At 69.7% G+C, this 22827-nt stretch carries 19 protein-coding genes; 13 read left to right on the forward strand and 6 right to left on the reverse strand.

Going from position 1 to position 22827, the window contains the following annotated elements; translation table 11 throughout:
- Positions 1-76 precede the first annotated feature (76 nt).
- Complete coding sequence (locus AB0I35_RS24780; protein ID WP_357398664.1) at positions 77-718, forward strand: TetR/AcrR family transcriptional regulator C-terminal domain-containing protein; 642 nt, start codon at positions 77-79, stop codon at positions 716-718.
- The gene (locus AB0I35_RS24785; RefSeq protein ID WP_357398665.1) at positions 715-1350 is read left to right on the forward strand and encodes a GNAT family N-acetyltransferase; all 636 of its coding nucleotides are present in this window, start codon (positions 715-717) and stop codon (positions 1348-1350) included. Before AB0I35_RS24780 ends, AB0I35_RS24785 begins: the two co-directional genes overlap by 4 nt.
- Before the next feature lie 41 nt (positions 1351-1391).
- Here AB0I35_RS24785 and AB0I35_RS24790 read toward each other — a convergent pair whose 3' ends face one another.
- Together AB0I35_RS24790 and AB0I35_RS24795 are read right to left on the reverse strand one after the other, a co-directional pair.
- Entirely contained in the window at positions 1392-2951 is a 1560-nt protein-coding gene (locus AB0I35_RS24790) for a glycerol-3-phosphate dehydrogenase/oxidase (protein ID WP_357398666.1), read from the reverse strand.
- Positions 2952-2969: 18 nt separating this feature from the next.
- Entirely contained in the window at positions 2970-3515 is a 546-nt protein-coding gene (locus tag AB0I35_RS24795; RefSeq protein WP_308017143.1) for a helix-turn-helix domain-containing protein, read from the reverse strand.
- 293 nt (positions 3516-3808) lie between these two features.
- On the opposite strand from AB0I35_RS24795, the gene AB0I35_RS24800 reads away from it, so the two are divergent.
- Together AB0I35_RS24800 and AB0I35_RS24805 are read left to right on the forward strand one after the other, a co-directional pair.
- Positions 3809-5386 carry an FAD-binding oxidoreductase gene (locus AB0I35_RS24800; protein WP_357398716.1) on the forward strand — a complete coding sequence of 526 codons (1578 nt, stop codon included), beginning with the start codon at positions 3809-3811 and terminating at the stop codon, positions 5384-5386.
- Positions 5383-6333, forward strand: coding sequence for a diacylglycerol kinase family protein (locus tag AB0I35_RS24805; RefSeq protein WP_357398667.1), 951 nt, complete (start codon positions 5383-5385; stop codon positions 6331-6333). The genes AB0I35_RS24800 and AB0I35_RS24805 overlap by 4 nt, the downstream gene beginning before the upstream one ends.
- A 46-nt stretch (positions 6334-6379) precedes the next feature.
- On the opposite strand, the gene AB0I35_RS24810 is transcribed toward AB0I35_RS24805, so the two are convergent.
- Positions 6380-7027, reverse strand: coding sequence for an AAA family ATPase (locus AB0I35_RS24810; RefSeq protein WP_357398668.1), 648 nt, complete (start codon positions 7025-7027; stop codon positions 6380-6382).
- Positions 7028-7441: 414 nt separating this feature from the next.
- Between AB0I35_RS24810 and AB0I35_RS24815 the strand changes: the two genes are divergently transcribed.
- From AB0I35_RS24815 to proB, 9 genes are all read left to right on the forward strand, one after another.
- Entirely contained in the window at positions 7442-10120 is a 2679-nt protein-coding gene (locus tag AB0I35_RS24815; protein WP_357398669.1) for a valine--tRNA ligase, read from the forward strand.
- Between the two features lie 113 nt (positions 10121-10233).
- A complete protein-coding gene (locus AB0I35_RS24820) occupies positions 10234-11604 on the forward strand; it encodes a folylpolyglutamate synthase/dihydrofolate synthase family protein (protein WP_357398718.1) in 1371 nt (456 codons plus the stop codon).
- A gap of 44 nt (positions 11605-11648) precedes the next feature.
- Entirely contained in the window at positions 11649-12047 is a 399-nt protein-coding gene (locus tag AB0I35_RS24825) for a DUF4233 domain-containing protein (RefSeq protein ID WP_067642365.1), read from the forward strand.
- 46 nt (positions 12048-12093) lie between these two features.
- The gene (gene ndk / locus AB0I35_RS24830) at positions 12094-12510 is read left to right on the forward strand and encodes a nucleoside-diphosphate kinase (RefSeq protein WP_067486226.1); all 417 of its coding nucleotides are present in this window, start codon (positions 12094-12096) and stop codon (positions 12508-12510) included.
- A gap of 496 nt (positions 12511-13006) precedes the next feature.
- Positions 13007-16138: a translation initiation factor IF-2 N-terminal domain-containing protein gene (locus tag AB0I35_RS24835; RefSeq protein ID WP_357398671.1), complete on the forward strand. Its 3132-nt coding sequence runs from the start codon at positions 13007-13009 to the stop codon at positions 16136-16138.
- Positions 16139-16370: 232 nt separating this feature from the next.
- Positions 16371-16682: a 50S ribosomal protein L21 gene (gene rplU, locus AB0I35_RS24840; RefSeq protein WP_067486230.1), complete on the forward strand. Its 312-nt coding sequence runs from the start codon at positions 16371-16373 to the stop codon at positions 16680-16682.
- 22 nt (positions 16683-16704) lie between these two features.
- Complete coding sequence (gene rpmA / locus AB0I35_RS24845; RefSeq protein ID WP_067486232.1) at positions 16705-16971, forward strand: 50S ribosomal protein L27; 267 nt, start codon at positions 16705-16707, stop codon at positions 16969-16971.
- Positions 16972-17109: 138 nt separating this feature from the next.
- Positions 17110-18573, forward strand: a complete 1464-nt coding sequence (obgE, locus tag AB0I35_RS24850; RefSeq protein WP_357149877.1) for a GTPase ObgE — start codon at positions 17110-17112, stop codon at positions 18571-18573.
- 111 nt (positions 18574-18684) lie between these two features.
- Entirely contained in the window at positions 18685-19800 is a 1116-nt protein-coding gene (proB, locus tag AB0I35_RS24855; RefSeq protein ID WP_357398672.1) for a glutamate 5-kinase, read from the forward strand.
- A 345-nt stretch (positions 19801-20145) separates the two neighbouring features.
- On the opposite strand, the gene AB0I35_RS24860 is transcribed toward proB, so the two are convergent.
- Genes AB0I35_RS24860 through AB0I35_RS24870 form a run of 3 tightly spaced genes read right to left on the reverse strand, consistent with a single transcriptional unit; the run spans position 20146 to position 22682 of the window.
- Positions 20146-21540, reverse strand: coding sequence for a hypothetical protein (locus tag AB0I35_RS24860; RefSeq protein ID WP_357398674.1), 1395 nt, complete (start codon positions 21538-21540; stop codon positions 20146-20148).
- Positions 21540-21911: a hypothetical protein gene (locus tag AB0I35_RS24865; RefSeq protein WP_357398675.1), complete on the reverse strand. Its 372-nt coding sequence runs from the start codon at positions 21909-21911 to the stop codon at positions 21540-21542. Before AB0I35_RS24865 ends, AB0I35_RS24860 begins: the two co-directional genes overlap by 1 nt.
- Before the next feature lie 36 nt (positions 21912-21947).
- Positions 21948-22682, reverse strand: a complete 735-nt coding sequence (locus AB0I35_RS24870) for an ESX secretion-associated protein EspG (RefSeq protein ID WP_357398676.1) — start codon at positions 22680-22682, stop codon at positions 21948-21950.
- Positions 22683-22827: the final 145 nt, after the last annotated feature.

Here is a 22827-nt window from a genome sequence, read left to right on the forward strand (position 1 = left end):
TCGCAAACTGACCGGACGGTCTCGCGAACATTGTTCGTCGCAAACGACGTTCGGGTGGCGAGTAGGATTACCTGCCATGAATGCCGCACCCGTCAGTCGCCGGGCCAGACCGGCGAAAGCTCCACTGAGTCGTGACATCGTCATCGAGACCGGATTGCGCATCCTCGACTCCGAGGGATCGGCCGCGCTCACCATGCGCCGGGTGGCGCAGGAACTCGATACCGGTGCCGCCTCGCTCTACGTCTACGTCGCCAATCGCGACGACCTGATGACGGGCATGCTCGATCACGTCCTGGCCGCCGTACCGACACCCACTCACGGCGACTGGCGCGAGCGCCTGGAAGCCCTCGTCACCTCGGCCGTCGACGCGCTCGGCCGTCACGAAGGTCTCGCGCTCGTCGCGTTCGCCCGGTCCACCGGTCGCGCGCTCGGGCTGGTCGAGCAGTTGCTCGGCCTGCTGCGCGAGGGCGGGCTCGACCCGGCCAGGGCCGCCTGGGCCGTCGACCTGCTGTATCCGCACATCACCGCCGCGGCCGCCGAGCGGGCCGTCTACGACGACACGACCGTCTCGCGCCGCCTCGCAGGCCTGCCCGCCCGGAGCTACCCGAACATCAGCGCCGCCCGCGAGCACCTGGCGGGCGACGCCGCCGCCCGCACCCGGTGGGCACTGAACGCGCTGCTCAACGGCATTCTCACCACCCCCGTGGAGGTGCGATGACCGGCCTGGAGCACGTACCCGCGCTGGTCACCAGCTACCCCATCGCACCGGGCGGCCCCGGTCGGCGCCGTGAACCGAGCCGGGTCGGCGAACTCGTCCGGCCGGGCGGACCGATCCGGCCGGCCCGTGAACGTGATATCGCCACGCTGCAGGAGATCGAACGTCGCGCCGGTGCGCCGTTCGCCCAGATCGGCATGGTCGCCGTCGCCGAGGACGAGCCGCCGTCGGCGGAACTACTGCGCGAGTTCCTCGTCGGCGAACGCGCCTGGGTGTGGCCCGATGCGCAGGACGAACCGATCGGTTACCTGCTGCTCGGCATCGTCGACGGGCAACCGCACATCGACCAGGTGTCGGTCGACCCCGCCTTCGCCGGTCTGCGGATCGGCAAGAGCCTGATCGACCACGCCGTCACCTGGGCGAAATCCCAGGGCCTGCACGAACTCACCCTCACCACCTTCACCGAGGTCCCCTGGAACGGTCCCTACTACGAGCGGCTCGGCTTCACCTACATCCCGGTCGATGACGAACCGCCCGGTCTGCGCGCTGTCCGCGCCGAGGAATCCGCCAACGGCCTCGACGAATGGCCGCGCGCGTGCATGCGCGTCGATCTGCGGGGCTGGGTGTACGACTGACCCGTCGCGTCGGTCGAAGGCTGCTTCCGGAGTCGGACGGCTTACGGGCGACGTCCGGTGATCGCGGCGTTGCGGGCGAGGGCGGCTTCGGCGGCCGGGGTCGCGGCGGCACGGTCGGTGGGGACCAGGCCGATGCGGGTGCGGCGGTCGAGGAGATCGTCCACCGTTTCGGCGCCCTCGTGGGTGATGGCGAAGTCGAATTCGGCGGCGGTGACATCGATTCCGGGAGCGACGGGTTCGGCGAGGGCCGGGTCGGCCAGCCAGGCCGAGACGATGGCGCCCGCTTCGTGCCCGTAGCGCTCGATCAGGACCGGTGGGGCGTCGATGCGGTCGCGGGCCGCGCCGGACACCGCGCCGACCAAGGGGAGGCGGGTGGTACCGCAGGGCGCGGCCGACAGGCCCGCGTGCGCGATCGCGGCATCGATCGCGTCCTGCGCCATGCGCCGGTAGGTGGTGAGCTTGCCGCCGACGACGGTGATGAGCCCGTCGGGTGCGGTGAGCACGGCGTGCTCGCGGGAGATGTCGGCGGTGCTGTCGTCCGCGGTCTTCAGCAGGGGCCGCAGCCCGGCGAAGCGGCCACGGATGTCCTTGCGCGTCAGCGGTTCCCGCAGCGCGGTGTTGATGGTGTCGAGCAGGAAGTCGACCTCGGCTTCGGTGGGCTGGGGTTCGTCGGGGATCGGGCCGGGGGCGTCCTCGTCGGTGAGGCCGAGGTAGACGCGGCCGTGGGCGGCGGGCAGGGCGAACACGAAGCGGCTGATGCTGCCGGGCACGGGCACGGTGAGTGCCGCGCCGAGCCCACCGAAGGCGGCGGCGTCGAACACCAGGTGGGTGCCGCGGCTCGGGCGCAGTTCGATGCTGCTGTCGACCTCGCCCGCCCACACTCCGGTCGCGTTGACGACGGCGCGGGCGCGCACGTCGAGCGTCTCGCCGGTGCGCGTATCGCGTAGCCGCACCGAATTTCCGTCAGCGGCAACGGCTTCCATGCGAGTGAGCACGGTCGCGCCCTGACCGGCCGCCGTGCGAGCCAGGGCGACGACGAGGCGGGCGTCGTCGACGAGCTGCCCGTCCCACGCCTGCAACCCGCCGCGCAAGCCGTCACGGCGCACGGTAGGCGCCAGCCGCAATGCCTCCGCGGCGGCGACCTTGCGCGATCGCGGCAGGATCGCCGACCGGGTGCGCGCGGCCACCCGCAGCGCGTCACCGGCGGCGAAACCCGCCCGGATCAGCGAACTCTGAGCCGCACCCAAACCGGGCAGCAACGGAACGAGCTGGGGGAGTGGGCGAACCAGATGGGGTGCCGTGGTGCGCAGCAGGATGCCGCGTTCGACCGCGCTCTCGTGGGCGATGCCGACCCGCCCGCTGGCCAGGTAGCGCAACCCGCCGTGCACGAGTTTGGAACTCCAGCGGCTCGTGCCGAACGCGAAGTCGTTGCGTTCCACCAGCAGGGTGCGCAGGCCGCGCGCGGCGGCATCGAGCGCGGCACCGGCACCGGTGACGCCCGCGCCGATCACCACCACATCCACCTCCGGGTGGTCGCCGAGCACGGCGAGGTCGGCGGTGCGGCGAGCCGCGTCGAGCGAGGTGGGTGAATCAGCAGTCATCACAATCCTTGTCGGGGTTCAGGGAAGCAGGTAACCCTCGATCGCCCTCGCCAGCTCGGTGTCGAACTGCGCGCCCTCGAGCAACGGCGCCATCGTGCCCGCCGACTGCACCGCCGACTGGGCGATGAGCAGCAGCATGGCGGCCAGCTGCTCGGGCTCGCCCGCCCGGATCGACCCGTCTTCCTGGCCGATCCGGATCGCGGTGGCGAACAGTTCGATGAGCGTGCGCTGATTGCGCCCGAGCCTGCCGAACACGTAGGTGAGCATGAGGTCGGTGTCGGTGCGAAAGATCTTGGCGAACACCGCGTTCGCCCGCACCGCCGCCGCGCCCGCCACGATGCCGCGCACCAGCCGGTCCAGGCCGAGGCCGGTGTCGGGCATGGTCTCGGCGACGATGGTGCGCAGCTCGCGCACCAGCAGTTCCGCGATCAGCGAGCCGGTGTCCGGCCACCGCCGGTACACCGTCGGCCTGCTGACACCGGCGCGGCGTGCCACTTCGGTCAGCGTGGTGCGACGCACCCCGAAATCGACGACGCAAGCCCGCGCGGCATCGAGAATCGCCATATCGGTAGGCGAAAGCCGCTGGTCAGCTCGAGCCGCGAGGTCGATCATCGTGTACACCCCCATGGTGTTCGACGGCGCCGTGGTGGGGCGCCGTGGTCTGGCCGGAACGCCCAAGGGTATCGAGCGCGCCGGTGGGTTCGTCGCCGCGAATTCGCGGCAGTGACATCCGACAACTGGGTGGAGGCCGACTCGAGGAGTTCTCGTGTAGTTACTGCTTGACACTATATGTCAGGATGTAACGCATGGTCGAGTTGAACAGCGAAATGTCCGGATCCACGGCGGAACGGCCGAGTATGGTGTGGGACGCCTGGGGTGTGCCCGCCGGACATCAACCCCTGTCGGCGCGGATCCGTGGCCTGCTCACCCAGGTCTTCGGGATCTCGGGTGAACCGGCGGCACGACGCGACGAGGGCGACGTGCCGCTGGTCGCGAGCACGCTCACCGCCACCACCCGCGCGGACCTCGCTGCCCTGGTCGGTGCCGAACACGTCGGCACCGACGACGTCGACCGGCTGCGGCACGCGGGCGGCAAGAGCACCCTCGACCTGCTGCGCCGCCGCGACACCCGCCCGCAGGACGCGCCCGATGCGATCGTCGCGCCCGCCGACCACGACGCGGTGCTGGCGGTACTGCGGTACTGCTCCGCGCACGGCATCGCGGTGGTGCCCTTCGGTGGCGGCACCAGTGTGGTCGGCGGCGTCGACCCGGTGCGCGGCCGATTTTCCACCGTGATCGCGCTCGACCTGCGCAGGCTCGACACCCTCACCGAGGTGGACGCGATGAGTGGCACCGCCACCCTCGGCGCCGGGCTCACCGGGCCACAGGCGGAGAAACTGCTTGCCGGACACGGTCTTTCGCTCGGGCATTTCCCGCAGAGTTTCGAATTCGCCACCATCGGCGGGTTCGCGGCGACCAGGTCGTCGGGGCAGGCGTCGGCGGGCTACGGCCGCTTCGACGACATGGTTCAGCGACTCGTGGTCGCCACCCCGCAGGGCACCCTCGATCTCGGACGCGCGCCCGCCTCGGCGGCCGGGCCCGACCTGCGCGAACTGTTCGTCGGGTCCGAGGGGACGCTCGGCGTGATCACCTCGGTCACCGTGCGGGTGCATCCGATCCCCGAAACCACCGCCTACCAGGCCTGGTCGTTCCCCGACTTCGCTACCGGCGCGGCCGCCCTGCGCACCCTCGTGCAGACGGGTGCGGCGCCGACGGTGCTTCGCTTGTCCGACGAGGCCGAGACCGGCCTGAACCTGGCCCGCTCGAGCGACATCGGCGGCGCGCCTGTCTCCGGCTGCCTCGCGGTGACGACCTTCGAGGGCACCGCCGCCCACGTCGCGGCCCGCAGCGCCGAAGCGAGCGAACTGCTCAGCGCCGCCGGTGGAACCGCGCTCGGGACCGCCCCGGCCGAACAGTGGGCACACGGCCGTTTCGCCGCGCCCTACCTGCGTGACGCCCTGCTCGATGTCGGGGTGCTGTGCGAGACGTTGGAAACCGCGACCAGCTGGTCGAACCTGGCGAACCTGAAGGCGAAAGTGACTGCCGCGCTCACGGATTCGCTCACCGCCCAGGGCACGCCCGCACTGGTGATGTGTCACATCTCGCACACCTACCCGACCGGTGCGTCGCTGTACTTCACCGTCGTGGCCAAGCAGCTCGAGGATCCGATCGCGCAGTGGCGCGTCGCCAAGACCGCCGCGGGCGACGCCATCATGGCGGCCGGTGCCACCATCACCCACCATCACGCCGTCGGCGCCGACCACCGTCCGTGGATGGGCGCCGAGGTCGGTGACCTGGGTGTACAGGTGCTGCGGGCGGTGAAACACGAACTCGACCCCGCAGGCGTGCTGAATCCTGGAAAGCTGGTGCCGTGAAACAGCATTCGGTACAGCGATTATTGCTCGTCACCAACCCGCACTCCGGTGCCGGTCGCGGTGACGGTGTCGCCGAGGCGGTCCTGGCGGTAGCGCTGGCCGGTGGCGTCGAGGTCGCACAGGTGCGGGCGCCGAGCGCGGCGGAATCGGTGGAGCAGGTGGCCGCCGCGATCGCCGACCCGGCCCGGCGGCCCGACGCGGTTGTCTGCGTGGGCGGTGACGGTCTGATGAACGTGCTGCTCGCCGCCGTCGCCCACACCGGTATGCCGCTCGGGCTGGTTCCCGCGGGCACGGGCAACGACCTCGCCCGCGAACTCGGCATCCCCACCGGTGACCCGCGCGCCGCCGCCGAGATCGTGTTGCGCGGCCGCACGAAGACCATCGATCTGGGCCGTATCGAATCCGCCGGCGCCACGCCCACCTGGTTCGCCACCATCGTCGGGGCAGGTTTCGACGCCCGAGTCACCTTGCGCGCCAACGCGATGCGACGCCCGCGTGGACCGCTGCGCTACACCTTCGCCGCCGCAGCCGAACTCATGCGCGGCTACACGCTGCCGTTCCAGATCGAGATGTCGGGTCTGGCGCCCGGCGCGCTCGACAACCCCGACGACGCGCACGCGGTGATCTACACCGACGCCGTGATGACGCCCATCGGCAACACCCGCACCTACGGCGGCGGCATGCTGGTGTGTCCCGAGGCCCTGCCCGACGACGGCTACCTCGACATCACGGTGGTCGGCGCGGTCTCGCGACTCGAGATGGCGCGCTTGCTGCCCGCTTTGTCGGCGGGCAAGCGCATCGATCACCCCTCGACCAAGCGGTACCGCGCCCGCCGCATCACCGTCACGGCGTCGGGCGGGTACGCCACCGCCGACGGTGAACCGGCGGGCACCCTTCCCGTCACCGTCCAGGCGATGCCGGGTGCGTTGACGGTGCTGGTGCCCTGACCTGCACCCGTGGCGAAGTCGGGGTGTTTCTCCGGAGTTCCGGCGGTCAGGCGGCAGGTGTGAAGGCGATTCGCGAGATCTCGGTGAGGGTCGGGCGGTCGACGATCACCACCGACGCGGCGGGCAGCGGGGTGCGTGGTTGGGTGCCGCGGGCGCCGAGGTCGCGCATCAGCCGTTCCCAGCGGCGGCAGTGCGCGCCGAAGGCGACGGTGTTCACCCGCCTGCCACGGGTGATCTGACCACGCCTGGCCTGGGTGGCGGGCACGTCGATCAACACCATGTGCACCTCGCGCTCACCCGAGCGCGCCCATCGCGCGATCAGGCGACGGCTCCAGGCGAACGTCGCGCAGTCGTGGATGGCGACCGGTCCGTCGGCGACCAGCAGCGCCGCGCGGATCGCCCGGTAGTGCGCCAGGTGCACCAGCGGACGCCACAGGGGATAGGGCACCCGGCCCAGCCGGTGCCGCAATCGGTTGCGGGCGTGGTTGGAATCGAGCACCAGCGCACCCGCTGCCGTCCGCACCGGTAGCTCGGCGTTCGGGTCGGCGCCGAAAAGGCGATGCAGCGCAGTGGATTTCCCCGCCCCGGGCACCCCGGCGAAAATCAGCACCGCCGTGGCGGGGTAGCGCAATTCGTCGACGTGGTCCGCGCGTAAGTCCAGCAAGGAGACGGGAATGACGGTGCGGGACGGCACGGATCGATCGGCGGGAGGGGAGCTGGCATCGAGCGGAGGCGTCACCCTCTCCAGACTCCGGGAAAACAGACAATTCGGCAATCGGTGAACACCCTGAGTTCGCCTCGACCGGCCTGTCGGACAACAGTTTCCGCGTGTCGATGGAGACACTCACAAACCTCGCCGACCACCGCTTGGAAGAATCTGAGAATTGGCTATGTATTCGAGGGGCGGCCGAAAATCGCCGGTAGAGTCGACCGCGAGAGGCGAAGTCTTCGGTGTCCCTCATCCACCGAAGACCTCGCCTCTGTTTTGTCGGAGCGCAGGCGCGCTCGAGGTTCGCGGCGGACCCTCCTCGAGGTCGGGTCGTGCGGGGCTGGGGCTGGGGAGTGAGGCGGGGGAAACCTGGTTGTCCGTTCCCCTTAGGATTGGGGCGTGACCAGCGCAGCCCCAGACAACTCGCGTAATCGTGCCGATGCCCTGCCCAAGAGCTGGAATCCCGGCGAGGTAGAGGCCGACCTGTACGAGGGCTGGGTAAACGCCGGGTACTTCACCGCCGACGCCACCTCGGCCAAGCCCGCGTACTCCATCGTGCTGCCGCCGCCGAACGTCACCGGCACCCTGCACATGGGGCACGCACTCGACCACACCCTCATGGACCTGCTCACCCGCCGCAAGCGGATGCAGGGGTACGAGGTGCTGTGGCTGCCGGGCATGGACCACGCGGGCATCGCGACCCAGACCGTGGTGGAGAAGCAGCTCGCCGTCGACGGCAAGAACAAAGAGGACTTCGGTCGCGAGCTGTTCATCGACAAGGTGTGGGACTGGAAGCGCGAGTCCGGCGGCCAGATCCAGGGGCAGATGCGTCGCCTCGGTGACGGCGTCGACTGGAGCCGCGACCGGTTCACCATGGACGACGGGCTCTCGCGCGCCGTGCAGACCATCTTCAAACGGCTCTACGACGCGGGCCTGATCTACCGCGCCGAGCGCTTGGTGAACTGGTCGCCGGTGCTGCAGACCGGCATCTCCGACCTCGAGGTCGACCACAAGGAGGTCGACGGTGAGCTCGTGAGCATGCGCTTCGGCTCCCTCAACGACGACGAACCACACGTCATCGTGGCCACCACCCGGGTGGAGACGATGCTCGGCGACACCGCCGTGGCCGTCCACCCGGACGACGAGCGGTACAAGGCACTGATCGGCACCACGCTGTACCACCCGATCACCGGCCGCCAGATCCCGATCGTCGCCGACGACTACGTCGACCCGGAGTTCGGTTCCGGCGCGGTGAAGATCACCCCCGCCCACGACCCCAACGACTTCGAACTCGGTCTGCGCCACGGCCTGCCGATGCCGACGATCATGGACAAGGCGGGCCGGATCGCCGACACCGGAACGGAATTCGACGGCATGGACCGTTTCGAGGCGCGCGTGAAGATCCGCGAACGCCTCGAGGCCGAGGGCCGCATCGTCGGGCGCAAGTACCCCTACAAGCATCAGGTGGGTCACTCGGAGCGCTCCGGCGAGCCGATCGAGCCGCGCCTGTCGATGCAGTGGTGGGTCAAGGTCGACACCCTGGCCAAGGCGGCGGGTGACGCGGTGCGCGACGGTGACGTGAAGATCCATCCGGCCAGTCAGGAACCGCGCTGGTTCGACTGGGTCGACAACATGCACGACTGGTGCATCTCGCGTCAGCTGTGGTGGGGCCACCGCATCCCGATCTGGTACGGGCCCGAAGGCGAGATCGTCTGCCTCGGCCCGGACGAGCAGGCCCCCGAGGGCTGGGTGCAGGACCCCGACGTGCTCGACACCTGGTTCTCCTCGGGTCTGTGGCCGTTCTCCACGATGGGCTGGCCCGACGCGACCCCCGAGCTGGCGAAGTTCTATCCGACCAGTGTGCTCGTCACCGGTTACGACATCCTGTTCTTCTGGGTGGCCCGGATGATGATGTTCGGCATGTACGTCAGCGACGATCCGGCGCTGACCGCGGGCAAGGGCGGACAGAAGCAGGTCCCGTTCGAAGACGTGTTCCTGCACGGCCTCATCCGCGACCAGCACGGCAAGAAGATGTCGAAGTCGCGGGGCAACGGCATCGACCCGCTGGACTGGATCAACTCCTACGGCGCCGACGCGCTGCGCTTCACCCTGGCCCGCGGCGCCCAGCCCGGCGGCGACCTCTCGGTCGGTGAGTCGCACGCGCTGGCCTCGCGTAGCTTCGTCACCAAGCTGTTCAACGCCACCAAGTTCGCGCTGATGAACGGTGCGCGCACCGGTGACCTGCCCGCACGCGAGACTCTCACCGACGCCGACCGCTGGATCGTCGACCGGCTCGATCAGGTCCGCGCCGATGTCGACGCCGCGTTCGACGCCTACGAGTTCGGCAAGGCCTGCGAGGCGCTGTACCACTTCGCCTGGGACGAACTGTGCGACTGGTACCTGGAACTGTCGAAGGTGCAGTTCGCCGAGTCCGACGCGCGCGCCGAGAGCACCTCGGTGGTCCTCGGCACGGTGCTCGACGCGGTGTTGCGCCTGCTGCACCCGGTGATCCCGTTCGTCACCGAAACCCTCTGGAAGGCGCTCACCGGCGGTGAGTCGGTGGTGGTCGCGCCGTGGCCGCAGGCCAGTGGTGTGGCCGCCGACGAGCGGGCCGCTCAGCGGGTCGCCGACGCGCAGCGGCTCATCACCGAGATCCGCCGCTTCCGTGGCGATCAGGGCCTGGCCGACAAGCAGAAGGTGAAGGCCACGCTGGTCGGCATCGAGGACGCCGGACTCGCCGGTTTCGCGGCGTCGGTGGCGAACCTGGCCCGCCTCACCGAACCCGGTGACGACTTCGCGACCACCGCCGAAGTGGAGGTTCGCCTGTCCACGGGCACGGTGACCGTCCAGCTCGACACCTCCGGCGCCATCGACCTCGACGCCGAACGGCGCAGGCTGGAAAAGGATCTCGCGGTCGCGCAGAAGGACCTCGACCAGACCACCGCCAAACTGGCCAACGAGGCGTTCCTGGCCAAGGCGCCGCAGCAGGTGGTCGACAAGATCACCGCTCGCCGCGAGGTGGCCACCGCGGAGGTCGCCCGGATCAGCGCGCGCCTGGCGGAGCTGAGCGCCAAGTGAGCGACATCGGCCCCGACGACGGCGATCTCGGACCCGAGAACGCGGGCTTCGGCGGCGACGACTACCGCCCGGCCCAGCTCGGCACCGGTCCGTCGCCGGTCGAGCTGGCCGAAATGGCGCTCGTCGAAGCCGAACTCGACAAACGCTGGCCCGAGACCAAGATCGAGCCGTCGCTCACGCGCATCAGCACGCTGATGGATCTGCTCGGCAACCCGCAGCACAACTACCCGGCCATCCACATCGCGGGCACCAACGGCAAGACCTCGGTGACCAGGATGATCGATGCGCTGCTCACCGCCCTGCACCGGCGCACCGGCCGGATCACCAGCCCGCACCTGCAGCTGGCGACCGAGCGGATCAGCATCGACAACGCGCCGATCAGCCCCGCCCGGTACGTGGAGACCTACCACGAGCTCGCACCGTATATCGACATGATCGACCAGCGCTCCGCCGAGGCGGGCGGCCCGGCGATGAGCAAGTTCGAGGTGCTCACCGGCATGGCCTACGCCGCGTTCGCCGAGGCACCCGTCGACGTGGCCGTCGTCGAGACCGGCATGGGTGGTACCTGGGACGCCACCAACGTGATCGACGGCCAGGTCGCCGTGATCACCCCGATCGGCCTGGACCACACCGAGTACCTCGGCCCCGACCTCGAGTCGATCGCCAAGGAAAAAGCGGGCATCATCAAGCGCGCCAAGGAAGCACTGGTTCCGGTCGACACCGTCGCGGTGATCGCCGAGCAGGCTCCCGAGGTGATGGACGTGCTGCTGCGCCGGGCGGTGGAGGCCGACGCGGCGGTCGCCCGCGAAGGCGCGGAATTCCGGCTGCTGGAAAGGGCCGTCGCGATCGGCGGCCAACTGCTGACCCTGCAGGGGCTCGGCGGCGTCTACGACGAGATCTTCCTGCCGTTGCACGGCGAACACCAGGCCCGCAATGCCGCGCTCGCGCTGGCCGCCGTCGAGGCGTTCTTCGGGGCGGGCGCCGAGCGTCAGCTCGACATCGAGGCGGTGCGCGCCGGATTCGCGGCCGTCACCAGTCCCGGCCGGATGGAACGGATGCGCAACGCGCCGACCATCTTCGTCGACGCCGCCCACAACCCGGCGGGTGCGCAGGCGCTGGCGAACACCCTCACCGGCGAATTCGACTTCCGCAAGCTGGTCGGTGTGGTCGCCGTCCTCGGCGACAAGGACGCGGCGGGCATCCTCGACGCCCTGGAACCGGTGTTCGACGAGATCGTCGTCACCAGCAACGGGTCACCGCGCGCCATGGACGTCGACACCCTCGCCGACCTGGCTGTCCAGCGTTTCGGCGACGAACGCGTGATCACCGCCGACACCCTGCCCGACGCCCTGGAATCGGCTATCGCCCTGGCCGAGCAGGCCGGCGACGACGGTGATGTGATCTCGGGTGCGGGCGTGATCGTCACCGGATCGGTGGTCACCGCCGGCGCCGCCCGCGCACTGTTCGGGAAGGGGCCGGCGTGAGTGGTCAGCCGGAAAACGACGCGAGCACGTCGAACGGATCGAGCATGAGTGAGGTACCCCCACCCGCTACCGACCCCTGGAAGGGATTCCGGGGGGTGATGGCCGGGACGCTGATCCTCGAGGCGATCGTGGTGTTGCTGGCACTGCCGGTCGTCGGTTCGGTCGGCGGCGGGGTGACCTGGTTCTCGGGCACCTATCTCGTGGTCCTGGCGCTGCTGATGATCCTCGGCGCCGGCTTGCAGCGGAAGCCGTGGGCCATCCCGTTCAACCTCGGGCTGCAGGTCCTGGTGCTGGCGGGGACGTTCATCCACCTGTCGATCGGGATCATCGGGCTGGTGTTCGCGGCCGTGTGGGCATTCATCCTGCTGCTGCGCGCCGACGTGCAACGACGCATGGACGCCGGGTTGTTGCCGAGCCAGCGGATGCGGCGGACTCAGTCCTGAACGGGGTCGTTCGGCGTAGACGCCTACCCGACGCTAGGGTTAGCGCGTGACTGAGCAGACGTTGGTACTCATCAAGCCGGACGGTGTCTCCCGTGGCCTCGTCGGCGAGGTCCTGGCGCGCATCGAGCGCAAGGGCCTCACCATCAAGGCGCTGGAGCTGAAGAACGTGTCCGCCGAACTGGCGGGCGAGCACTACGCCGAACACGCCGAGCGGCCGTTCTTCGGTTCGCTGATCGAATTCATCACCTCCGGCCCGGTCGTCGCGGCCGTGCTCGAGGGCCCGCGCGCGATCGCGGCGTTCCGTCAGCTCGCCGGTGGCACCGACCCGGTAGAGAAGGCCGTCCCCGGAACCATCCGCGGCGACTTCGGTCTCGAGACCCAGTACAACCTCGTCCACGGCTCCGACTCGCCCGAGTCCGCCAAGCGCGAGATCGCGCTCTGGTTCCCCGAATTCCCTGCTTGACAGTGCTGTCCTCGCTCGTCGCGTCCGGTTCGGACGCGACGGGCTCGAGTGACGGTTCCGCGCGCGAGTTGCGCCGATGGCGATCACCGCGCGAACCATATGGGATACTGAAGACGGATGTGTTCGATACCGATGTCATCGAAGCCCCACCAGGGCGGTCGGTGACAGCCTGACGCGCAGGTACGCGGCAGCGGCGACGGACATGACCGGATGACACCGCAGTTGGATGCCGATCATCGCTGCCATGGACAACCCTGTTGCTGGGGTTGCCGGGCACGCTGGATGAGCGCCTCAGCGCGCGGCGTCACGCCGTACAGCCAGGCGCCGCGTGACCGGTTGGCCCGCCAGATGATCGATTCCAGGCGCGACCGGATACGCGGGGCGAGACCAGATGACCCTCGTACCATCGGGTACGAGGTGCACGGACGATGCCCCCGCGCCGGCCGCGTCACTCCCGTACCGGGGATGGACGCGCCCGGGGGCCCGAGGAGACTTCGTGGCCGAACAAGAGCCGCTGGACACAACACAACAGGATGCCGATCAATTGCCGGAGCGAATTCGAGTTCATGCACTGGCCAAACGACTGGGAGTGACCAGCAAGCGCATCCTGGCCAAATTGGCCGAGCTGGGCGCCGAGGCGCGCAGCGTGCAATCCAATGTCGACCGAGCGGTCGCCGAGACCGTACGCGACGCGATCGCCGCCGCCGACGCCGAAACCGGCGAACCCCCGGCACCCGCCCCGACCACCAGGGGTAGGAAGAAAGCCACCGCACCCGTCGCCGAGCAGCCGGCCGACCCGACCACCACCTTGTTCTCCGCGCCCGAGGTCGCGCGCCCCGACGAGGTGTTCGCCCCGATGGCCGACGACGCCCACACCGGGCTGTTCACGCACCGGGCGACCGAGGAACCGGCTCCCGAACCGGTGGCCTTCGAGGCGCCCTCGGTCGGCATGCCGCTGTTCCTGCCGCCCGACGCGAGCGCCGCCGAGGAGGCGCGCAAGCGCCGTCGCGCCGAACGCGCGCCCAAGAAGGTGGAAGAGCCCGTCGAGGAGCCCGAGGCGCTCGACGAGACCGAGGCCACCGACCAGTCCGGTGACACCGATACCGACTCCGACAGCGACAACGACGCCGACGGGCAGCCGCGCCGCCGTCGTCGTGGGCGCCGTGGTCGCGGTCGCGGCCGTGGCGAGCAGTCCGCCGACGGCGAGGACAACGACTCCGACGATCACGACACCGAGGACGAGCCCGCCGCCGAGCAGTCCGCCCCGGCCGAGGCCGAGCAGTCCGACGACACCGACGAAGACGACGACAGCCAGCCCGAGGGCGCGAGCCGCCGCCGTCGGCGCCGTCGCCGTCGCAAGGTCGGCGGGGAGTCCGCCGACACCGACGGCGTTGCCGAGGACGACCCGCCGAACACGGTCGTGCACGAGCGCGAGCCGCGCAACAAGAGCCGCAGCCGGGCCGGTGCCTCCGACGAGGTGCAGGGCATCTCCGGTTCCACCCGCCTGGAAGCCAAGCGTCAGCGCCGCCGCGACGGCCGCGACGCGGGCCGCCGCCGTCCGCCGATCCTCACCGAGTCGGAGTTCCTCGCCCGTCGCGAGGCCGTCGACCGGGTGATGGTCGTGCGTGAGAAGGCGTTCGATCCGGCCGAACACGCACCGGGTCACCAGACCACCACGCAGGTCGCGGTGCTCGAGGACAACATCCTCGTCGAGCACTTCGTGACCAGCTCCGGTCAGGCATCGATGGTCGGCAACGTGTACCTGGGCAAGGTGCAGAACGTGCTGCCGAGCATGGAGGCCGCGTTCATCGACATCGGCCGCGGCCGCAACGGTGTGCTCTACGCCGGTGAGGTGAACTGGGAGGCCGCCGGTCTGGGCGGCAAGGAACGCAAGATCGAGCAGGCGCTCAAGCCGGGCGACACCGTGCTGGTCCAGGTCTCCAAGGACCCGGTCGGCCACAAAGGCGCGCGTCTGACCACTCAGATCTCGCTCGCCGGTCGCTTCCTGGTGTACGTGCCGGGTGGCACCTCCACCGGGATCAGCCGCAAGCTGCCCGACACCGAGCGCAAGCGGCTCAAGGAGATCCTGCGCGAGATCGTGCCCGCCGACGCGGGCGTCATCATCCGCACCGCCTCCGAAGGCGTGAGCGAGCCCGAGCTGGCGCGCGATGTGGAACGGCTGCAGGCCACCTGGCGCACCATCGAAGAGGCCTCGAAGAACGCGGCCAAGGACGCGCCGAAGGCTCTCTACGAAGAGCCGGACATGCTGGTCAAGGTCATCCGCGACCTGTTCAACGAGGACTTCGCCAAGCTCGTCATCGAGGGTGAGCGCGCGTGGAGCACCGTCGAGAACTATGTGCGCACCGTCGCCCCCGACCTGCTGCCGCGGGTGAACCGGCACGAGAACAACGGTGTCGACGTATTCGACGCCTACCGCATCGACGAGCAGCTGGCCAAGGCGCTCGATCGCAAGGTGTGGCTGCCCTCGGGCGGCACCCTGGTGATCGACCGCACCGAGGCGATGACCGTCGTCGACGTCAACACCGGCAAGTTCACCGGTTCCGGCTCCTCGAACCTCGAGGAGACCGTCACCAAGAACAACCTGGAGGCGGCCGAGGAGATCGTGCGCCAGATGCGGCTGCGCGACATCGGCGGCATGATCGTCGTCGACTTCATCGACATGGTGCTCGAGTCCAACCGCGATCTGGTGCTGCGCCGCCTCACCGAGGCGCTCGGCCGCGACCGCACCCGCCACCAGGTGTCGGAGGTCACCTCGCTGGGCCTGGTCCAGATGACGCGCAAGAAGCTGGGCACCGGCCTGGTCGAGGCGTTCTCCACCACCTGTGAGCACTGCCACGGCCGCGGCATCCTCGTGCACTCCTACCCGGTCGATTCCGGGTCGGGTGTCGAGGAACCGCGCGGCAAGGAGAGCGGTTCGCGGCGTCGTCGCGGCAAGGACAAGGACCGCGACGCCAAGCCCGTCCAGACGGCCGCACCGGCCACCAACGGCACCGCACCGGTCGCCGAGCCCGACGAGGAGGACATCGCTGTCAAGCGGGCCCACCCGGTCGCGCTGGCGATGGCCGCCCACCACGGCGACGAAGACGGCGAGACGGTGTCGGCCGAGGTCGAGACCGAGCAGCCGGCTCCCGAGCCGACCCGCTCGCGCTCCCGGTCCCGGTCGCGGCGGTCCAACCGCGCCGCGCAGACCGAGACCGCGATCGACAGCCCCGCGCTGACCGGGGTCGTCCCGGCCGAGGACGAGGTGGTCGAGGAGGTCGTCGTCACGCCTGCCCCGGCCGACGAGGCGCCGACGGTCGAGCCCGTCGAATCGTCCTCGCTCGCCGAGGAACCCGTCGAGGAGCCCACCGCTCCCGTCGCCGAGGAACCCGCACCGGTGGCCGAGGAACCGGCCGCCCGGGCGCCGCGCAGGCGTCGTGTAGCCCGTTCGACGGCGGCTCCGGCCGCCGACAGCGCGGGCGCGGTGTTCGTCGTCTCGGCGAACGAGCAGCCGCCCGCGGCAGCCGTCGTGGACTTCGACGCCGAACCCGTCGTCGTCCCGCAGCGCAAACCGCGCAGGCGTGCGGTGGCACGTCCGGCGGGCGCGCCTGCGCCGGAATCGAACTGAGGTGACGTCCCCCGATTCGGCCCTGACCGGCCGAATTGGGGGACGGCATACCGTTCTGGTAACCTAGGTCGGTCGCTGCCCAGCGATTGGGCATCTGGCCGGACGGCCGGGTGATACCGCAGGCAGGCAGCTAACGTTCTTCCCCCGCACGTGCGGGGATGAGCCCAGGAATACGCGTCGCAGCTGCGGCGTGGACATGTGCAGGACCAACGTGAGTGGAGGAAGCCGACCGATGGCAGCGTACGCAATCGTCAAGACCGGCGGAAAGCAGTACAAGGTCGCGGTCGGTGACCTGGTGAAGGTCGAGAAGATCGAGGGCAAGCCCGGCGACGCCGTGGCCCTGACCCCGGTTCTCGTCGTCGACGGCGCCGATCTGACCACCGATGCCGACAAGCTGGCCAAGATCTCCGTGGCCGCCGAGGTCGTCGATCAGACCAAGGGTCCGAAGATCCGGATTCACAAGTTCAAGAACAAGACCGGCTACCACAAGCGCCAGGGTCACCGTCAGCCGCTGACGGTCATCAAGGTCACCGGCATCAAGTAAGAATTCCCGAGGAGACGAAGCAATGGCACATAAGAAGGGTGCATCCAGCTCCCGGAACGGTCGTGATTCGAACGCCCAGCGCCTCGGCGTGAAGCGCTTCGGCGGCCAGAAGGTCAGCGCGGGCGAGATCCTCGTCCGTCAGCGCGGAACCCACTTCCACCCCGGCGTCAACGTCGGCCGTGGTGGCGACGACACCCTGTTCGCCCTCGCGGCGGGCGCGGTCGAGTTCGGCACCAAGCGTGGCCGCAAGACCGTCAACATCGTTGTCCCGGAGCCGGTCCAGGCCTGACCGCCTGGAGCGTCAGCTCCCCACGGACACCAGAGCGGGTCAGGGTTTCCCTGACCCGCTCTGTCGTGTTCGTAGACTTTCACTGCAAGACCGGACACCTTACCGAAAACGACAAGTCAGAAGGAGGAGGATCAACCCATGTCCAAATTCATCGACCGCGTCGTGCTGCATGTTCGTGCCGGTAGAGGTGGACACGGTTGTGCCTCGGTGCACCGTGAGAAGTTCAAGCCGCTCGGCGGTCCCGACGGGGGCAACGGCGGCAACGGTGGCGATGTGATCCTCGAGGTCGACGCCAACGTGCACACCCTGCTCGATTTCCATTTCCATCCCCACGCCAAGGCGGGCAACGGCAAGCCGGGCGAGGGCGGCAACCGCGACGGCAAGCAGGGCACCGACCTGGTGCTGCAGGTGCCCGACGGCACCGTGGTCGTGGACAGCGACGGCAAGGTCGTGGTCGACCTCGTCGGCGTCGGCAACCGGTTCATCATCGCCCGTGGTGGTCGTGGTGGGCTCGGCAACGCCTCGCTGGCGTCCAAGGCGCGCAAGGCGCCCGGTTTCGCGCTGCTCGGTGAGGAGGGCGAGGAAACAGATCTCGTCCTCGAGCTGAAGTCGGTCGCCGACGTCGGTCTGGTCGGGTTCCCCTCGGCCGGTAAGTCGTCGCTGGTTTCGGTGCTCTCGGCCGCGAAGCCGAAGATCGCCGACTACCCGTTCACGACGCTCGTGCCGAACCTCGGCGTGGTGCAGTCCGGCGACACCACCTTCACCGTCGCCGACGTGCCCGGCCTGATCCCCGGCGCCAGCCAGGGTCGCGGCCTCGGGCTCGACTTCCTGCGGCACCTGGAACGGTGCGCGGTGCTCGCCCACGTCGTCGACTGCGCGACCCTCGAACCCGGTCGCGACCCCGTCTCCGATGTCGACGCGCTCGAGGCGGAGCTCGCCGCGTACAAACCCGCGCTCTCCGGCGACGAGAGCCTGGGCGACCTGGCCGACCGCCCCCGCGTGGTCATCCTGAACAAGACCGATGTCCCCGACGGCAAAGAGCTCGCCGAGATGGTGACGCCCGAGTTCACCGCCCGCGGCTGGCCGGTCTTCGAGATCTCGGCCGTGAGCCGTGCCGGTCTGCGCCCGCTGACCTTCGCGCTGGCCGACATGGTCCGCCAGTACCGCGAAGACCACCCCAAGGCTGCGCCCAAGCGTCCGATCATCCGCCCGATCGCGACCGACGAGTCCGGTTTCAGCGTGATCGCCGATCCGCAGGAACCCGGCGGTTTCATCGTGCGCGGCACCCGGCCGGAACGCTGGATCCGTCAGACCGATTTCAACAACGACGAGGCCGTCGGCTACCTGGCCGACCGGTTGGCTCGTCTCGGTGTCGAAGCGGAGCTGGTGAAGCAGGGTGCCGAACCCGGCTGCCCGGTGACCATCGGCGAGGTGACCTTCGAGTGGGAGCCGCAGATCTCGGCCGGTGTCGACATGCAGCCGACCGGGCGCGGCACCGACCTGCGGCTCGAGAACAACGAGCGGGTCGGCGCGGCCGAGCGCAAGCTCGCCTCACAGGCGCGGCGTGGTCTGCTCGACGAGAACGGTGAACGGAAGAGTTGACGGTGGTGTCGCGCCCGGCGAAATTCGCTGTCGGGCGTGACGAGTCGGTCGGCATACTGCGGTAGGGCTCCTGCGAGCCCGTCGACGACGATTCGTGCAGGGAGTTGGGCGATGCAGGTGGGTTCGGAGCTGAGTCAGGGGCGGGCCGCGATCGTGTCGGCGCGCACCGTGGTGGTGAAGATCGGGTCTTCGGCCCTGACCAGCCTCGAAGGCGGTCTCGACACCGGCCGCCTCGATCTGCTCGCCGATGCCGTCGAAGCGCGGATGCGCGCCGGGTCCGATGTGGTCGTCGTGTCTTCGGGTGCCATCGGCGCCGGGCTCGCACCGCTCGGCCTGTCGAAGCGGCCCAAGGATCTGGCGACCAAACAGGCCGCGGCCAGTGTCGGCCAGCTCGCCCTGGCGCATTCCTGGGGAACCTCGTTCGCCCGCTACGGCCGCACCGTCGGCCAGATACTGCTCTCCGCGGACGATTTCGCCCGCCGCGAGCACCATCGCAACGCGCAGCGCACCCTCGACCGGTTGCGTTCGCTCGGGGCCGTGGCGGTGGTCAACGAGAACGACACCGTCGCCACCGAGGAGATCCGCTTCGGTGACAACGACCGCCTGGCCGCCCTCGTCGCCCACCTCGTCGGCGCCGACGCCCTGATCCTGCTCTCCGATGTGGCCGGACTCTACGACGGCGATCCGCGCAAAGGGCCAGCCAATTTCATTCCCGAGGTGCGCGGCAGCGCCGACCTCGACGGCGTCATCGCTGGCAGCGGTGGTGCGCTCGGCACCGGCGGCATGGCCTCCAAACTGTCGGCCGCCCGCCTCGCCGCCGACGCGGGCATCCCCGTCCTGCTGGCCTCGGCCGCCGACGCCGCGACCGCCCTGTCCGACGGCACCGTCGGCACCGCCTTCGCCGCCCGCCCCGTCCGTCTGTCGGGCCGCAAGTTCTGGGTCCGCCACGCCGCCGACACCCGCGGCGCCGTCCTGATCGACGAAGGAGCCGTCGCCGCCGTCGCCGAACGCCGCTCCCTGCTCGCCGCGGGCATCACCGGCCTCCGCGGCCGCTTCTTCGGCGGCGACGTGGTCGACCTCATCGGCCCCGACGACCAGGTGGTAGCCCGAGGCGTCGTCGAATACGACAGCACCGAACTGTCAACCATGCTCGGCCGCTCCACCACCGACCTCCCCGAAACCATGCAGCGCCCGGTCATCCACGCGGACGACCTGGTCAAGGTGTGAGCCCCGAACTTTCGGCGCTTTGACGAAGACCGCACGTCCCGACAGTTCGAGTTCGGCGCCCGAGCCCGCGTCGAGTCGGATCAGCCGACGAGACTCCCGTTCCTGCACCACGTGATGCGCGGCCGGGTTGAACACGCTGTCCACCGCCGCCAACATCCCCGCACCAGCGCTACCGGACCGCCGAGTCGCGCGCCAGTAGATCCACCCCCGCCGCTCGACCCACAGCCCGAGACGGTCGAGCACGAAACAGCACACCGCCACAGCTGTCGACCACAACAAGAACTCCGACATCACTCCTCTTCTGTTGGCCATCGACCTCGAAGAGGGGTGGTGGCCGATCGACGGCTATTGCGGGGGTATTACTCCGGGTTGGTCCAAGCCGTTGGGGGATTGGCGTGGTGGTGCGGGCTGCGATGGGGGTTCGGCGTCGGGGATCGGGCCGGTGACACCGGGTTGGCCGCCGGGGTCGGACATGTCGGGGCCGTTCTGGGGTACCGGTGCGGTCGGGTTGGAGTCCTGCTGGGTGGGCGGTGCCGGGGCCTCGCTCGGCGGTGCAGGGTTCGCAGTCGGTGGGGCGCTCGGCGGCGGTGCCGGGCTCTCCGCCTGGGGTGGAGCAGGATTCACCGTGGGTGGAGCAGGAGCCTCGCTGGGCGGGAGCGGACTCTCGCCCGGCGGAGCTGGGAGCTCGCTCGGCGGCGGGTTCTCGGTCGGCGGTGCCGGGAGTTCGGTTGTCGGGAAGGGGCTCTCGCTGGGCGGAGCCGGCAGCTCGCTCGTCGGCGATGGGGCTTCGCTGGGCGGAGCTGGGAGTTCGGTTGTCGGGATGGGGTTTTCGCTCGGTGGCTCCGGTGGGGCGCTGGAGGGGGCCGGGATCTCGCTCGCCGGTGCGGGGAGTTCCGTAGTGGGGGAGGGGCTTTCGCTGGGCGGGGCCGGGTGTTCGGTGGTCGGGGTGGGGCTTTCGCTGGGGGTGGCGGGGTTCGGGTTCGGCGGTGCGGGCTCGCCGGACGGCGCCGGATCTTCTGGCAACGAGGGTGCTTCGGTGGAGGGCGCCGGATCTTCGGGCGCAGGTGCGTCGTTGGAGGGCCCCGGGTTTTCGGTGGTGGGGGCGGAGTTGTTCGGACTGCCGGGTGCCGGGGTTTCGGGGTTCGGCGGGGTGCTCTCTGCTGGGGGAGCGCCGTTGGTTCGGGGCGGGTTGTCCAGGGGGACGGGTGAATCAGCGGTGGGCAGGGGAAGGGCGGGAACGCCGGTGCCGGCCAGGGTGTAGGCCGGTTTGTAGATCATGTTCATGGCCAGGAGCGCTTCCTGGCGCAACGCTTCGGCCGCCATCTGCGCGTCGATGACATCCGCGGCTGCCAGCAGACGGGCGATGGTGCCGACCGGGCCGGAGTCACCGGGGGCGACCACCGCCAGTTTCACCGCTTCGGCGGCGGCCGCCACCCCACCGAGGCGGGTGCCGACTTCTGCCATCACCGCGGCCAATTCGTCGATGGCGGCGGCGAAGCTGCGGGTGCTCGCCGCGGCGGCTTCGGCGGCCGCGCCTTCCCATCCCGCCTCCTCGATCACCTGGTCGGCATGGGCCTTGGCGACGGGCAGGGTGACGAGGGCGGCGGCGGTTTCCAGCCAGGCCATCGAGGCGCCGAGGATCTCGCCCGCGTCGATCTGCTGGGTGCGCGCGTAGATCTGCTCGTGCGGCATGGATTCGAAATGCTCCATCGCACTGATGTAGGTGGGATCAGTACTCATCAGTGCACCCGCGTATCGATGGCGCGCAGCGCGGCGGCCGCGGCGGCGTCGGCTTCCTCGTAGAGGCCCGCGCTGAGCAGGAACGCCTCACGCATCCGGTAGGCCGCTTCGATGTAGCGATCGAGCAGATCAGCGGCGTCGCGCGCCTTGTGGGCGAAGCCGGCCTGTAATTGCTGTGCGGAGACGAAACCACCGAATCCGCCTGCCTCGGCGGCATTTTCGAGGTCGTGGCGCAACTCGGCGAGCCGGTCGGCCTGCTGTGCGTAGAGATCGGCACACCGGCGCGCGGCCTCGGGCGTGAATTTCACCGTCCCCGCCGCGGCGGCGCTGCGGAACCGGGAGATCTCGGCTCGGCTGCTGTCGATCGTCATCGCGTCTCCCCTCCAGATCAAGCGTCGGTGTCCAGGCTAGCCGGACCTACGATTGTGCGAACTGTGCGCCGGTGCCACCCGGCGCTGCAGTTGCGCGGCGAGCTGACCGGTCGAAGCGGGAACCACGTGCACCGTTTCCCCCACGCGCAGCAGGTAGCGCCCGTCGCCGGCGACGTCGATCCAGCTGTAATGCAGCGGCGGGGAAGGGGTTTCACGGTCGAGTCCGGTTTCGATGCGGATATGCCCCTCGGCGGTGTGCGGGCGGCGCAGCAAACGCTGGATCCGAGGCACCGCGGGATGGGCCGCGATCACGGTCTCCTCGTCGCGCACCGCGTCGGCCGCCGCCTCACGCGCGGGTTCACGTCCGGGTGGTGTGTCGGGCAGACAGGCGGTGACGCGCGCGCCGATTCCGGCACTGTGCCCGATCGAAACCCGCACCTGCCCACCGTAATCGGGCCGGGTGCCGGGTTCCTGCACGACGAGAACCGCGTGATCGTAGACAGCGCAGGCCAATAGCCGGATCTCGCTGCCCGGCGTGTGCCCGCCGCCGACGAGCACGATCCTGGCGTGCGGTTCGGCCACGATCCGCAGGCACGCGGTGAGGTCGGGATCGGTGCCGGGCGTCAGTCGCTGGTCGAGCGTCGAACGTAATCGGCGCGCTTCGTCCTCGGTGCGCGGCGTTTCGAGCAACCGCAGCGGAAAAGGCACCCGGTCGTGACCGGTCTCCCGCCAGACGTGCGCGAACTCGTCCGCGGTGAAGGTCCATCCCATTGCCGATCCCATCCTTACCGAACCAGGACGAGCTCAGCCTAACCGCAGTGTCCGATTCCGGCGCACCGTTCATCCGCCCGAATGGAAACTGCGGCGCAATGAGTAGCCGGATGAGTATTTCGGCGGACGTCTGTTGCCGCTGTGA

The organism is Nocardia sp. NPDC050378 (assembly GCF_040655675.1).
In the GTDB taxonomy this organism is placed as follows: Bacteria; Actinomycetota; Actinomycetes; order Mycobacteriales; family Mycobacteriaceae; genus Nocardia; species Nocardia coubleae.